We start from the raw sequence: 12,880 nt of genomic DNA on the forward strand, positions 1-12,880 counted from the left end.
GCCCGGCCGGAACTGATGTTCCGACCGGGCCCTTCCGGCTTTACGGGCTCGGGCTACGGGGCGCGCAGGTCACCAAGGACTGCCTGTGGCTTTACTTCCGGCAGGTCCGCCAGCAGCGCCGGCCCTGCCTGCTGACCCGCCGTTCCTGCCTGCTGACCCGCCGGTCCTTTCACTAGAGTGGACGACATGGCCGCCCTGTATCTTTCCCACGGCATCGTGTGGACCTTGACGGGCCCCCATCTGAGCCTGGCAAGGCCGGATGGCTCGCCGGAAAATCTGCCCGTGCAGGCCGGAACCAGGCTCGGCTTCCGGGTGTTGGACCCGCAGCGCTATTGCCTGGGCAGCCACCGGGTCCTCTCTGCTGATGCGCGCACGCATGTGCCGTGCCCTCTGCAAGCACCCGCGGAACGCGGCCACCAATGCGTGAACTGTTTCCTCAATGACGACTTGCGCTTGATGCACGACAGTCACCGCAGCGGCCGTGCGCCGGAGGGACTGCTGGCTTATCTCGCCCAACCCCATTGGCTTTACGTTGCCACCTTCGCCAACGGTGCCAGCAAGGTCGGAACGGCTGCCGACGGGCGGAAATGGTTGCGGCTGGCAGAGCAGGGCGCAGTTGCGGCCCGGTATGTTGCCAGGGCCCGCGATGGACGCGTGGTCCGGGTGCTGGAGGACATGGTGTCCGGCGCTACCGAACTGACCCAAGCCGTGCGCGGTGCAGCCAAGTTTTCCGGGCTGCTGACTCCGTTGCCGGCGGCCGAGGTTGAGCGGATCAACGCCGGCCACGCCGCCGCTGTCCGAAACCTGCTGCCGGGTGCACAGCTGGAGGGCTTCGCCGTCGTCGACGAACGCTGGCAGGCCCCGGCGCTGGCGGCGGCGGTCTTGGCGGAAGGCATCAAGCGAAGCCTTCCCGGAGGTTTTGATGCGGGGGATCACGGGCTCACTGTCGCCGGCCTCCTGGGCAGCATTGCGGCCGTGCGGCTGCAGGATGGCGGGCCTCTCCTGCTTGCAGATTTGGGCGGGCTGAGAGGCCGCCGGATAGCAGTGGGTGACTACGTTTCGGAGCAGCCTATCCTGCAGGAGCAGCTGTTCTAGGCCGGGGCACGTTTCCGCCCCCTGACGGGCAGGCCGGCAGTTCGGCCCCTAGGGGAGTGGCCGGTAACCTTGAGGTATGAATCCTTGGGACCTCGGCTCGCCGCTGTACCGCAAGCTGGTTATCTCCGCGATGGTGCTCATCGGCGTAGGGATCCTGCTCTCCGTCATAGCCGCCTCGGCCAGTATCCAGTGGCTAATCTGGGCAGCCCTGGCGTTCATTGTCACGGGCCTGCTAACCCATCTGGCCGGGCTGCTGGTCCGTTTCCGTGATGCCCGGGCCCGCCAAGCGGCTGCCAACCCGCGGGGCACACCGCCAGCGAAGCGTCGATAGTCCATCCCATCCACTCCATCAGAAGGAGACCCATGTCCGAGCACGCCGGGGTCAACCCCGACCTTGCCGGCCGCACTTACCCGGCCGGCGACGTCTACACGGTAGGCCGCGAGAAGATCCGGGAGTTCGCTGCGGCAGTCAAGGCAAGCCATCCAGCGCATTTCAACGTCGAGGCCGCGCGTGAACTTGGCTACGTTGACGTGGTGGCTCCTCCCACTTTCGCGATCATCGTGGCCCAACGGGCAGACGCCCAGCTGATTGAGGACCCGGACTCGGGCATTGATTTCTCCCGCGTGGTTCATGCCGACCAGCGGTTCGTGCACCACCGCCCCATCGTCGCCGGTGACGAACTGGTGGCCGAATTGCACGTTGACCAAGTCCGCGCCATGGGCGGCGGCGCCATGATCACTACCCGAGCGGAAATCAGCACCGTGGCAGGCGAAAAAACGGCCACCACCACGTCGTCGATCCTGGTGAGAGGGGAAGGCCAGTGACCGTTGAACTGAGCGAGTTGACCGTTGGGCAGGACATCGGCTCCCGGCGCATCGAGGTGTCCCGTGCGGATCTGGTCCGATATGCCGGCGCGTCCGGCGACTTCAACCCCATTCACTGGAATGGGCGCTTCGCCGAGCAGGTCGGACTCCCCGGAGTGATCGCGCATGGCATGTTCACCATGGGCGCTGCAGTGCAGCTGGTGACGGACTGGATCGGCAACCCCGCCGCCGTCGTCGACTATCAAACGAGGTTCACCAAACCAGTGCTCGTGGAGGATCTGGACGGCCCCGGAGCCACGATCGACGTGAGCGGTGTTATCGGGACCATCGACGAGGCCAATGGGACAGCACGCGTCGATCTGACGGTGACCGCTGACGGTGTGAAGGTATTGGTCAAGGCACAGGCGGTCGTTAAGGTTTGGTGAATCTCCACCGTGAGGACGGCGCCACAGATGCTCACACCGGGACGGAAACGATTCTCGCTCCGCTGACAACCGTTGGCGTCGGCGGGCCTGCCCGGCGCTGCGTCACGGCTGGCGCCGCGTCCGAAATTGTTGGCGCGGTCCGTGCAGCCGATGAGGCCGGCGATGACCTGCTCATCCTCGGCGGGGGATCCAACGTGGTGATTTCCGACGACGGATACCCCGGCACCGTGGTGCGTATCGCCAGCAGAGGCTACAACGTGGAGCAACAAGACGATGCCGTGGCGCTCACCGTCCAAGCAGGCCAGCCGTGGGACGAACTGGTTGCTCTGACCGTCGACAACGGCTGGGCAGGGCTGGAAGCGCTGTCCGGTATTCCCGGGTCGACGGGGGCAACACCGGTGCAGAACGTCGGCGCCTACGGATCCGACGTTTCGCACAGCATTGTTCGGGTCCGGACCTGGGACCGGAAGACGAACTCCATCCAGGAGTTTGCCAACAGCGACCTCGCCTTTGGCTACAGGGACTCGATTTTGAAGCAGAGCACCGTCAACGGTTCTCCGCGCTTTGTGGTGTTGGAGGTCGAGTTCCGGCTGGCAGTCAGTCGGCAGAGCCACCCCATCCGATACGCCGAGCTGGCACGCGTGCTCGGCGTCGACATCGGGGGAGTAGCCAAGGCAGCAGACGTCCGCCGGGAAGTCCTCCGGCTCCGGGCATCCAAGGGCATGGTTCACGACCCCGCAGACCGCGATACGTTCAGCACCGGGTCGTTTTTCACCAATCCCATTGTTGCGGAGGACGTGGCCGAAAAGTTGCCGCCGGATGCGCCACGCTGGCCGGCTGGCTCCAACAAAGTCAAGCTGAGCGCCGCTTGGCTCATCGACCGCGCAGGGTTCTCCAAGGGCTTCGGCCTTCCCGGGACGTCGGCCGGCGCTCTCAGCGGGCAGGACCTGGCGGGCGGGCGGGCAGCCTTGTCGACGAAGCACACCCTGGCAATCACCAACCGCGGCGGAGCAAGCGCGCAGGACATCCTTGCCATCGCCACGGCCGTGCGCAACGGCGTGGAACAGTCCTTCGGCATACGACTGCAGCCCGAGCCGCTGCTCATCTGCTGCGGCATCTGATCAGAGCTTTGGGGAGCGCTGCGACCTTCGCCTGAAGCTCTGCGGACGTTTCAGCCACCAACTGCAGGATGCGTGAACGCCGCAGCCTTCAGGTGAAGATCAGTGTCGGGGGAGATGGTCCGGCTGCCCGCCTGCGCTACGGCAGGTGTCCACCGAGATGGTCGGCTCCCCGCTTGCGCTACGGGAGGTGGCCACGGAGATGGTTCGGCTCCCTGCCTGCGCTACGGGAGGTAGCCACGGAGATGGTTCGGCTCCCTGCCTGCACTACGGGAGGTCTTCACGGGCAATCGCAACATCGGTCTGCGGGATCGGCCGTGCCTGTTCCTTGTGAGTTTTCGAGTGAGCGGTTAGTTCCTCGTGCCTGATCAAGAACCGGATAATACTGGGCCGAAACGCGCGGAGATCGACGAGGCCACTGCCGCAGAGCCAGCAGACCAGCCGATATGAGTGATTGACCTGCACCAGTCGGTCGGTGCCGTTACGGAGCAGCCACTCCGGTGACAAAAATTCATGCAACGGCAGCAGCATATGATCCGCGGGCAACAAGCGAGCATATGCGTTTGCGGGGTCGAAGCACTGTTCTATCTGCAGCATCACCCACCAGTCCTCGGAGAGATACGCTGGTCCGCAGACCTCGAGAAAATGACGCAGGTGGGTCTCGAGCCGAAGAGAACGGTCGGTGCGGATCGGCCGGGTTTGCCGTTGTTGGTCAAAGAATACTCGGAGTACATCATCTACGGTTGGGCGAGACCCGCCTGTTGTTGTCATTACCGGTCCTTTCTGAGCTGGACTCTCACCTGTTCTGCTAGAAGGGTGGCGAGGTGTCGTCCGGGGGGCCTTGTTCGTGTTGGTTTTCTTGACCGGCTGCTTGTCCGTTTGTGGCGGCTTCTTGTCCGCTCTCATCCTCGACCGCTTGTCCGTTCCAGTGGTGGGTGCCCGGGTTTGTCGCTGTTGGGTAGGTGAGGGCCCAGCCTTCGTCGGGGATGGTGGTGTGGGTGTGGCCGGAGCGGGTGGTGAAGTGCAGGGTCCCGTCGGGGTGCTGGCTGACGGTTCCGCCGCCGTGGTGTTTGGTTTTGTGGCCGGGTTTGCAGGCGGCGTGCAGGTTTTCCAGGACGGTTCTGCCGCCGTCTTCCCAGGCGATGGTGTGGTCGATGTCGCATTGGTCGGCCGGGATGGTGCAGCCGTAGTCGCGGCAGTGCCGGTCGCGCAGCCGCACGAGGCGTTTGAGCCATTCGGGCGGGTGGCGCAGGTCTTTGGCGGCGGCAATGGCCTGGCCGTAGTCGTCGGTGAGGACGATCAGCCAGGATTTGGCCAGCGCGGCGAGCTCGCGGGTCATGTCCGGCGGTATGGAACCGTAGCCAGTAAGTTCACCGGGTGCTTCGGAGAGCGCCAGCAAGGTGGCAAGGGGTGCGGTCACGGCGACGGACGCGGTTACGTTCCCCGCCCCGCAGGTACACGGCCCTCGGCCTGGCGGCCGGTCGGCCTCCCTGGCGGCTGCTGCGGGTGGTCCACCTGCCGCGGTTCCGGTGGACGCCGGGTCGCCGGCGGTGCTGCTTTCCCTGACCGTGGTGGAGGGTTGGTAGGCGTGGTCGGGGTAGTGCAGGAGCATGTCGGTGAAGACGTCGGCGCGCAGCTGGCCCAGGGTGCGGGTCTCCCCGGCGGTCTGCAGTTTCCGGGCGTGGGCCTGGAGCAGGTTGTAGGCCAGCATCGTTTTCTCCGCTGAGGTGCGGATGATGAGTTCGGCCATCCCGTCGTTCTGGGGCTGGTATTGGACGGTCCGGTATTCCATCGCGGCCCGGTGCCGGGTTTCGGGGGGTTCGGGATGCAGCCGGTCGCGGGCTGTGCGGGCACGGGCGTGGACGGATTCCAGCGTGATGGCCCCGGCCCCCGGGACCACCCTGGCTTCAAAGGCTGCCAAAGCCGCCGGCGGCAGGTCGATGCCCTTGCGGGCAACAGCCACCGCCCGAGGCAGGTCAATCTCCCCGGCGTCCAAAGCCGCGAGGGTGGCAGGCAGGTACGTGCCGATCTGCTGCGCGTCGGCCAGTTCCGCGGCCGCGCGTTCGCGGCGCACGGCCAGGACGGGGGCGAGTTCGGCGGCGGCGTGACGGGAAATCCCGTCCGGTGCACCGGCATCCGGACCCACTGCGGGCCTGAGCGCCGCCATGCGGTGCACCGCCCGCAACCGCCGCGACTGCGTCCACGCCTCAAGCCTGCGCACCGCCTTGAGGTACTCCAACACCGACCAGTCATCCAACGCCCCCGGGTCAGTCCCGGCCAGCAGGCCGGCCAGTTCCGCCGGCCCCAGCTCCTGCCAATCCTCCGCCCACAACTCACCGGCCGGCAGCCCCGGAGCAGGCAGCGATGCGGCAGGCAGGGGTGCCGCAGGTTCCGGCCCTGTCCCGCCACCCGCCGCAGCGGCATCAGGAACAACCCCGCCGCCCGCCGATTCTGCGGGGTCGGCGGCACCGTCGTTCGGCACGTCAGGAAGGCCGGAGTGTTCCTCCGGCTCCTGTGCCTCGTCCAACGGATCCGCTACCATACTTCAACGCTACGCACCCCGCCTCCTGGGTAGAACAAGCGTTCGACCTAAGTGCAAAACCTGCCGCCAAAGCGGGCCTGTGGAGGAGTGGTCAACGCGGGTGGAGGACTAGAAAGAGAATCGCCGAGTCTTGCCCCTTGCTACTTCCGGATCAATTTATGCGCGGCGGCCTGCGCCACGGGACGCATGACGATCTGGTCAAGGTTGATGTGATGCGGCAGGTTGAGCGAGTACGCCACGACATCGGCGACGTCTTCGGCCAGCAGCGGTTTCTCCACACCGGCATAGACGTTGTCGGCCGCTTGCCGGTCACCGCCAAGCCGGTTGAGCGAGAACTCCTCGGTCCGGACCAGGCCGGGCAGAATGTCGATCACACGCACATTGTGTTCTGCTTCTTCCAGGCGCAGAGTGCCGGCCATCGAGTGCTGGGCGAACTTGGCCGCGACGTAACCGCCGCCTCCTTCGTAGGCCACCAGCCCGGCCGTTGACGTCAAAAGAACCACAGAACCTTCGCCGTTGTCGCGCAGAGCCGGAAGAAACGCCTGGATCATGCGCAACGAGCCTAGGACGTTGACCTCGTACATCTTCTGCCAATCGGCCGGCTTTCCCTCACCTAGGGTGTCCAGCCCGAAGGCCCCCCCGGCAATGTTTACCAGCGCGTCGATCCCGCCGTCGGCCAAGACCTTGGCAGCGAGCTGGTCCACTGACGCTTGGTTGGTCACGTCGGCAGGCATGGCGACGGCGCCGGTCTCCTCGGCAAGGGCGGCAAGCCTGTCGGCCCGTCGGGCGACCGCGACGACGTCCCAACCGCTGCCGCGCAGCGCCCGCACTGTCGCTGCCCCGATACCCGAACTTGCTCCCGTTACTACTGCACGCTTGGTCATGAATCACAGCGTAGCGGCAGGCCAGGACTCCGGTTCAGAGAGGCCTTCACCGGCTGACGATAAGTGGCTTCACGGGCAGCGCGCAGGATGCCCTTTCCAGTCGGATGCCGGGACCTTCTGCAGCCCGGTTGTTTCTGCCCGTGTCATCGCACCAGTCGACGTTGTAGGGCATGGCCGTCACTGCTGCCTCACCGGCTGCAGCCTGTTCCGGCACGGCGAACGTGTACGTGAAGCCGCCGCCGTCGTTCATGGGAGCGGTGGCACGAACAATCTCCGCACCGGATGCATCCGTGACGATCACCTCGATCTGCGCGTTGCTGCCGTAGCGAAGATTGCAGGCGGCGTCGGCTGCCGCCACTGTGACGGGCTGCCCTGGCTCGGCTTCCGTTGGGCTCAGCGCAAATTCGGGCGGAAGGCACGGCGGTGCCGCAAGCTCGGTAAAGACGCCGCACCCCGCCAACGAGCCAGCCAGTGCCGTAGCAGCAGACACACTGATGACGGCGACCCGGCGCGTGCTGCGTCCTGCGGCCGGAAGGAGACGGCCTCGACCGCGGCCGGCGTTCCGCCGCTGAAGAACCCACTTGCTCCACGGCATGTCAGCCGGAGTCCCCGCCGAGTTCTTCCACTATCAACTCTCGCAGCACCACGGCCTGATTGTGTGTCTCGTCCTTGGCTCCGTACAGCAGACACAGTCTCGGCTGTTGACGGGCCAGCTGCACAAGACGTTCCAGCGCTTCGGAACCCTTCAGCTCCTTGCGGTAGGCCACCGCAAAGGCATCGAACTTCTCCGGCCGGTGGCTGAACTCCTTGCGCAGCTCCGCGGACGTCCCCGCTTCCTTCAGCCAGAGATCCAGCTGTGCTTCGTCCTTCTTGATCCCGCGCGGCCAGATCCGGTCCACCAGCACTCGGTACCCGTCGGAGTCGTCGGCCGGTTCGTAGACCCGTTTGATGTGCACGTCCGTCATAGCCGCATCCTACGCAAAGGGTGCAGAGGCGGGTAGGAGCAAGCACCGCCGTCGCACGACCCGGCGCGGGCGTGGCGAGGCAGACGACAGGCAAGCACCGCCGTCGTGAATCTTCATTCCGTGCCGGGCATGAAAGAATGGCCAGCATGGCAGAACATACCCCGGGCACAGACACGCCCGTTTCAGTTAACGTTCCCGACAAGCCCGCCCTTGAAGGCCTTGAGGACGCCCTGACCCGGCGCTGGCGTGAGGAGGGGACCTACAAGTTCAACCCCGAGACCACGCGGGAGCAGGTCTACTCGATCGACACTCCCCCGCCGACGGCTTCGGGGTCGCTGCACGTGGGACACATGTTCTCCTACACCCAGACCGACGTGCTGGCCCGCTACCAGCGGATGCGCGGCAAGAACGTGTTCTACCCGATGGGCTGGGACGACAACGGCCTGCCCACCGAGAGGCGCGTGCAGAACTACTACGGCGTCCGCTGCGACCCGTCGGTGGCGTACAACCCGGACTACCAGCCGCCGGCCACGCCGGCGAAGAACCAGCGCGATTTCGACGTCGTCTCGCGCCGCAACTTCATTGAACTCTGCGAGACCCTGGCGGTAGAGGACGAGAAGGTCTTCGAGAACCTCTTCAGCACCCTGGGACTGTCGGTGGACTGGGAACTGACCTACCGGACCATCGACGACGTGTCCCGCGCCGTTTCGCAGCGCGCGTTCCTCGCCAACCTGAACTCCGGCGACGCTTACATGGCCGAAGCACCCACGCTTTGGGACGTCACGTTCCGCACCGCCGTGGCGCAAGCCGAGCTGGAGGACCGGGAGATGCCCGGCGCCTACTACCGCTACGCGTTCGAAACCGCCGACGGCGAACACATCCACATCGAGACCACCCGTCCCGAACTGCTCCCGGCCTGCGTGGCTTTGGTGGCCCACCCCGACGACGAGCGGTACCAGAAGCTGTTCGGCACCACGGTTAAATCCCCGCTGTTCGGCGTCGAGGTCGAGGTCAAGGCCCACCCGCTGGCCAAGCCGGACAAGGGTGCCGGCATCGCCATGGTCTGCACCTTCGGTGACCTGACCGACGTGACCTGGTGGCGCGAGCTGCAGCTACCCACCCGTTCCATCGTGGGCCGCGATGGCCGCCTTGTGGCCGAAACCCCGGAGTGGATCACCACCGCCGAAGGCAAGGCCAACTACGCCGAACTGGCTGGCAAGACCGTCTTCTCCGCCAAGGAGAAGGTCGTGGAACTGCTGTCCGAGGCAGGCCTGCTGGACGGCGAGCCCAAGAAGATGAGCCACCCGGTCAACTTCTACGAAAAGGGCGACAAGCCCCTTGAGGTTGTCACCTCCCGCCAGTGGTACATCCGCAACGGCGGCCGGGACGCGGATCGCCGCGAGAGGCTGATCAGCCGGGGCCGGGAGATCGAATTCCATCCGGCGTTCATGCGCTCACGCTATGAGAACTGGATCGAAGGCCTCAACGGCGACTGGCTGGTCTCCCGCCAGCGCTTCTTCGGCGTGCCGATTCCGGTCTGGTACCCGCTGGACGCCTCCGGCAACCCGGACTACGACAACCCCGTGCTGCCCACGGACGAGATGCTGCCGGTCGACCCGGCCGCCGACGCCGCTCCCGGCTACGAGGAGTCGCAGCGCAACCAGCCCGGCGGCTTCACTGGCGACGCGGACGTGCTGGACACCTGGGCCACCTCGTCGCTGACGCCGCAGATCGTGGGCAAGTGGAGCCGGGACGAGGCGTTCTTCAACAACGTTTTCCCGTTCGACCTGCGTCCGCAGGGCCACGACATCATTCGCACCTGGCTGTTCTCCACGGTGGTGCGCGGCGATGCGCTGAACAGCTGCGCACCGTGGAAGCATGCAGCGCTCTCGGGCTGGATCCTGGACCCGGACCGCAAGAAGATGTCCAAGTCCAAGGGCAACGTGGTGGTCCCCACCGATGTGCTGGACCAGTTCGGCGCGGACGCGGTGCGCTACTGGGCGGCGTCCGCCAAGCTGGGCGCGGACACCGCCTACGAGGTTGCGCAGATGAAGATCGGCCGCCGTCTGGCCATCAAGCTGCTCAACGCCTCCAAGTTCGTGCTGAATCTGGGCGCCACCGAGGCCTCGGTCATCGCCGAGGACGCCGCGGTGGTCACCAACCCGCTGGACAAGTCGCTGCTGGGACAACTGGCCGACGTGGTGCAAACGGCGACAGCCGCGTTCGAGAAGCATGACCATGCCCGGGCGCTGCAGGTCACCGAAAGCTTCTTCTGGTCGTTCACCGACGACTACGTCGAACTGATCAAGGACCGCGCCTACGGTGCCGCCGGCGAGGCGGAGCAGGCCTCCGTGCTGGCCACATTGGCCACCACGCTGGATGCCCTGCTGCGTCTCTTCGCACCGTTCCTGCCGTTCGCCACCGAAGAGGTCTGGAGTTGGTGGCGTGCCGGTTCCGTGCACCGGGCGGAATGGCCGACGACGGCGGGGCTCGCCTCGATGGCATCCGCGGCCGACAAGGGGCTGCTCGGGACGGTCGGGCAGGCTCTGGGCGGCATCCGCAAGGCGAAGTCCGAGGCCAAGGTCAAGCAGCGCACCGAAGTTCTCACCGCGACCATCAGTGGTCCGGCGGCCCAGCTGGCCCAGCTGGAAGCCGGACTCGGCGACCTGAAGGCCGCCGGCAACGCCCGGGAGGTCCTGCTGACCGAGGCCGAGGGTGAGCTGACGGTGAGCCAGGTCGAGCTGGCGGCCCTGGAAACACCGGTCGAGTAGCCGCTCCGGATCAGTTGATCCGAGCCGTTAACGAGGGGAAGCCCCATCAGCGTTTAGCCGTTGGTGGGGCTTCGACTCTTTTGATCCAAAGGTGACGCTTTGGGTCTCGCGAACTCCGCTGAATTTCAGGTCTTCCGAGCCTCGTCACGGGCTGGCAGTTGGTGAAACTGGTCCACTACTTGTCACTGAATCTTTGGTGTTCGGTCCCGCATCTTTTGGTGGATGCGTATAGATATTTATACTCCTGCGCAAGCCGACACGCCATAGTCCAGGAAAATTTCTCCACAGAACTACGGCGTGCCGGTTGCAGGGCATCCGGGGGCCGAGGGGCGCCGCCCGCTTGAGACCGGTCGAGCCCCAACCGGTCAGTCGAACTCGGGGCTGGTCGTCCGGGAGCGCTTGATCTCGTAGAAATACGGGAAGTCGGCCAGCGCCACTGCGCCGTCGAAAATCCTGCCGGCGGTTTCGCCGCGCGGGATGCGGGTCAGCACCGGGCCGAAGAACGCCGTGCCGTTGAAGGCCACGACGGGGGTGCCGACTTCGTCGCCCACCTTGGAGATGCCTTCTTCGTGGCTGGCGCGCAGCTGGTCGTCATACTCGTCGGAGGTGGCGAAGCGGGCCAGGTCGGCGGGCAGGCCGACTTCTTCCAGCGCGGCGGCGGTGACGGACTCATAGTCCTTGTTGCCCTCCTTGTGGATGCGGGTGCCCATGGCGTCGTAAAGCTTGCCCACGTAGGCGTCGCCGTGCAGTTCACGGGCGGCGATGATCACGCGGACCGGGCCCCAGGCCTTCTTCAGGAACTCCTTGTACTCCTCCGGCAGCTCGTCGCGGCCGTCGTTAAGCACGGCCAGGCTCATGACATGCCAGTCGACCTTGACGTCGCGGACCTTCTCCACCTCCAACATCCAGCGGGAGGTGATCCAAGCGAACGGGCAAGCCGGATCGAACCAGAAATCAACGGTCGACGGTGCAGCGCTTTCAGACATGTGGCAAAGCTCCTTCGGGACTGGTGAGACGTACTGATGTGCGTAACTACCCCGACGGCGGTTTTGTTCCGCCGGCTGGCCAAGGACCGAGTCAGGATTCGCCGGCGTGCACGGATGCCCCCGTGCCGGCCTGTCAGGCAGAGTCGCGGCGGCGGATAGCTTCGACGTCGTGCGAAATCAGGGTGGGGGCTGTGCCGTCCAGGACGGTGCCGGCGGTGATCACGGCCGTGGCGATGTCATCTCGGCCCGGCAGATCGAACATGATGGGCTGCAGGGTCTCTTCCATGATCGCCCGCAGGCCGCGCGCACCGGTCCCGCGCTCCAGCGCGAGGTCGGCCACCGCTTCCAGGGCATCCTGTTCGAAGCTCAGCTCGACCCCGTCCAGCTGGAACATTTTCTGGTACTGGCGTAGCAGGGCATTCTTCGGCTCGGTGAGGATCCGGACCAGTGCGGCCTTGTCCAGTTCAGCCACGGTAGTGATCACCGGCAAGCGGCCGATGAACTCCGGGATCAGGCCGAACTTGAGCAGGTCCTCGGGCATGACGTCGCCGTAGTTGTCCTGCTGCCGGACGGCCGCCTTGAGCGGGGCCCCGAAGCCGATGCCCTTGCGGCCGGCCCGTGAGCCGATGATTTCTTCGAGGCCGGCAAAGGCGCCGGCGACAATGAAAAGGATGTTGGTGGTGTCGATCTGGAGGGACTCCTGCTGCGGGTTCTTCCGGCCGCCCTGGGGCGGCACCGACGCCACGGTTCCTTCGAGGATCTTCAGCAGGGCCTGCTGCACGCCTTCACCGGAGACGTCCCTCGTGATCGAGGGTCCGTCGCTCTTGCGTGTCACTTTGTCGATCTCGTCGATGTAAATGATGCCCTGCTCGGCCTTGCTGATGTCATGGTCGGCGGCCTGGATCAGCTTGAGCAGAATATTCTCCACGTCCTCGCCCACATAACCGGCTTCGGTCAGCGACGTCGCGTCCGCCACCGCGAACGGCACGTTCAGCTGGCGTGCCAGCGTCTGGGCCAGGTAGGTCTTGCCGCAGCCGGTGGGACCGATCAACAGGACGTTGGATTTGGCGATCTCCACCTCCTGCAGGTCACCGGCAGCGGACAGCTTGGCGTTGCCGCGGGCCGCATGGCCGGAGCGAATGCGCTTGTAGTGGTTGTAGACCGCAACCGCCAGGGCTCGCTTGGCCGGTTCCTGGCCGATCACGTACTCCTGCAGGAAGCCGAAGATTTCCCGCGGCTTCGGGAGCTCCAGCAGTTCAGTAGCTGCCC

13 protein-coding genes are annotated in these 12,880 nt (G+C 65.7%); 6 read left to right on the plus strand and 7 right to left on the minus strand.

Translation table 11 applies throughout. The annotated features are described in order from the left end of the window. The first annotated feature begins 186 nt into the window (after positions 1-186). The 5 genes from AC5RWT_RS28210 to AC5RWT_RS28230 all read left to right on the plus strand — a co-directional run bounded on the left by AC5RWT_RS28210 (position 187) and on the right by AC5RWT_RS28230 (position 3,466). Positions 187-1,095 (plus strand): DUF2797 domain-containing protein, encoded by a 909-nt coding sequence (locus tag AC5RWT_RS28210; protein WP_494083077.1) that lies wholly within the window; start codon positions 187-189, stop codon positions 1,093-1,095. Between the two features lie 76 nt (positions 1,096-1,171). Further along, positions 1,172-1,426 (plus strand): hypothetical protein, encoded by a 255-nt coding sequence (locus tag AC5RWT_RS28215; RefSeq protein WP_493966599.1) that lies wholly within the window; start codon positions 1,172-1,174, stop codon positions 1,424-1,426. 32 nt (positions 1,427-1,458) lie between these two features. Then, the gene (locus tag AC5RWT_RS28220) at positions 1,459-1,920 is read left to right on the plus strand and encodes an FAS1-like dehydratase domain-containing protein (protein WP_493966598.1); all 462 of its coding nucleotides are present in this window, start codon (positions 1,459-1,461) and stop codon (positions 1,918-1,920) included. Next, complete coding sequence (locus AC5RWT_RS28225) at positions 1,917-2,345, plus strand: MaoC family dehydratase (protein ID WP_494083078.1); 429 nt, start codon at positions 1,917-1,919, stop codon at positions 2,343-2,345. Before AC5RWT_RS28220 ends, AC5RWT_RS28225 begins: the two co-directional genes overlap by 4 nt. Beyond that, positions 2,342-3,466, plus strand: a complete 1,125-nt coding sequence (locus tag AC5RWT_RS28230) for a UDP-N-acetylmuramate dehydrogenase (RefSeq protein WP_494083079.1) — start codon at positions 2,342-2,344, stop codon at positions 3,464-3,466. The genes AC5RWT_RS28225 and AC5RWT_RS28230 overlap by 4 nt, the downstream gene beginning before the upstream one ends. Positions 3,467-3,730: 264 nt before the next feature. Here AC5RWT_RS28230 and AC5RWT_RS28235 read toward each other — a convergent pair whose 3' ends face one another. From AC5RWT_RS28235 to AC5RWT_RS28255, 5 genes are all read right to left on the minus strand, one after another. Further along, positions 3,731-4,234 (minus strand): hypothetical protein, encoded by a 504-nt coding sequence (locus AC5RWT_RS28235; protein WP_494083080.1) that lies wholly within the window; start codon positions 4,232-4,234, stop codon positions 3,731-3,733. 37 nt (positions 4,235-4,271) lie between these two features. Beyond that, complete coding sequence (locus tag AC5RWT_RS28240; protein ID WP_494083081.1) at positions 4,272-6,005, minus strand: HNH endonuclease signature motif containing protein; 1,734 nt, start codon at positions 6,003-6,005, stop codon at positions 4,272-4,274. 140 nt (positions 6,006-6,145) lie between these two features. Beyond that, the gene (locus AC5RWT_RS28245; RefSeq protein ID WP_494083082.1) at positions 6,146-6,889 is read right to left on the minus strand and encodes an SDR family oxidoreductase; all 744 of its coding nucleotides are present in this window, start codon (positions 6,887-6,889) and stop codon (positions 6,146-6,148) included. Positions 6,890-6,935: 46 nt separating this feature from the next. Then, on the minus strand, positions 6,936-7,247 hold the full coding sequence (locus AC5RWT_RS28250; protein WP_494083083.1) for a hypothetical protein: 312 nt from the start codon (positions 7,245-7,247) through the stop codon (positions 6,936-6,938). 238 nt (positions 7,248-7,485) lie between these two features. Then, positions 7,486-7,854, minus strand: a complete 369-nt coding sequence (locus AC5RWT_RS28255; RefSeq protein ID WP_494083084.1) for a DUF488 domain-containing protein — start codon at positions 7,852-7,854, stop codon at positions 7,486-7,488. A gap of 146 nt (positions 7,855-8,000) precedes the next feature. Here AC5RWT_RS28255 and valS point away from each other — a divergent pair, with 146 nt between their 5' ends. Next, complete coding sequence (valS, locus tag AC5RWT_RS28260; RefSeq protein WP_494083085.1) at positions 8,001-10,625, plus strand: valine--tRNA ligase; 2,625 nt, start codon at positions 8,001-8,003, stop codon at positions 10,623-10,625. A gap of 365 nt (positions 10,626-10,990) precedes the next feature. Here valS and AC5RWT_RS28265 read toward each other — a convergent pair whose 3' ends face one another. Beyond that, complete coding sequence (locus AC5RWT_RS28265; RefSeq protein WP_494083086.1) at positions 10,991-11,611, minus strand: mycothiol-dependent nitroreductase Rv2466c family protein; 621 nt, start codon at positions 11,609-11,611, stop codon at positions 10,991-10,993. Positions 11,612-11,744: 133 nt separating this feature from the next. Continuing rightward, positions 11,745-12,880, minus strand: a 1,136-nt coding sequence (gene clpX / locus AC5RWT_RS28270; protein WP_494083087.1) for an ATP-dependent Clp protease ATP-binding subunit ClpX, incomplete at its 5' end; no start/stop codon positions are given.

It is taken from the genome of Arthrobacter sp. Dra40 (assembly GCF_059091905.1).

What these genes read in the sequence shown, in the direction of transcription:
- AC5RWT_RS28220 (WP_493966598.1), top strand. Translation starts at nt 1,459, where the DNA reads ATGTCCGAGCACGCCGGGGTCAACCCCGACCTTGCCGGCCGCACTTAC.
- valS (WP_494083085.1), top strand. Translation starts at nt 8,001, where the DNA reads ATGGCAGAACATACCCCGGGCACAGACACGCCCGTTTCAGTTAACGTT.
- AC5RWT_RS28265 (WP_494083086.1), bottom strand. Translation starts at nt 11,611, where the DNA reads ATGTCTGAAAGCGCTGCACCGTCGACCGTTGATTTCTGGTTCGATCCG.
- AC5RWT_RS28240 (WP_494083081.1), bottom strand. Translation starts at nt 6,005, where the DNA reads ATGGTAGCGGATCCGTTGGACGAGGCACAGGAGCCGGAGGAACACTCC.
- AC5RWT_RS28210 (WP_494083077.1), top strand. Translation starts at nt 187, where the DNA reads ATGGCCGCCCTGTATCTTTCCCACGGCATCGTGTGGACCTTGACGGGC.
- AC5RWT_RS28245 (WP_494083082.1), bottom strand. Translation starts at nt 6,889, where the DNA reads ATGACCAAGCGTGCAGTAGTAACGGGAGCAAGTTCGGGTATCGGGGCA.
- AC5RWT_RS28215 (WP_493966599.1), top strand. Translation starts at nt 1,172, where the DNA reads ATGAATCCTTGGGACCTCGGCTCGCCGCTGTACCGCAAGCTGGTTATC.
- AC5RWT_RS28255 (WP_494083084.1), bottom strand. Translation starts at nt 7,854, where the DNA reads ATGACGGACGTGCACATCAAACGGGTCTACGAACCGGCCGACGACTCC.
- AC5RWT_RS28235 (WP_494083080.1), bottom strand. Translation starts at nt 4,234, where the DNA reads ATGACAACAACAGGCGGGTCTCGCCCAACCGTAGATGATGTACTCCGA.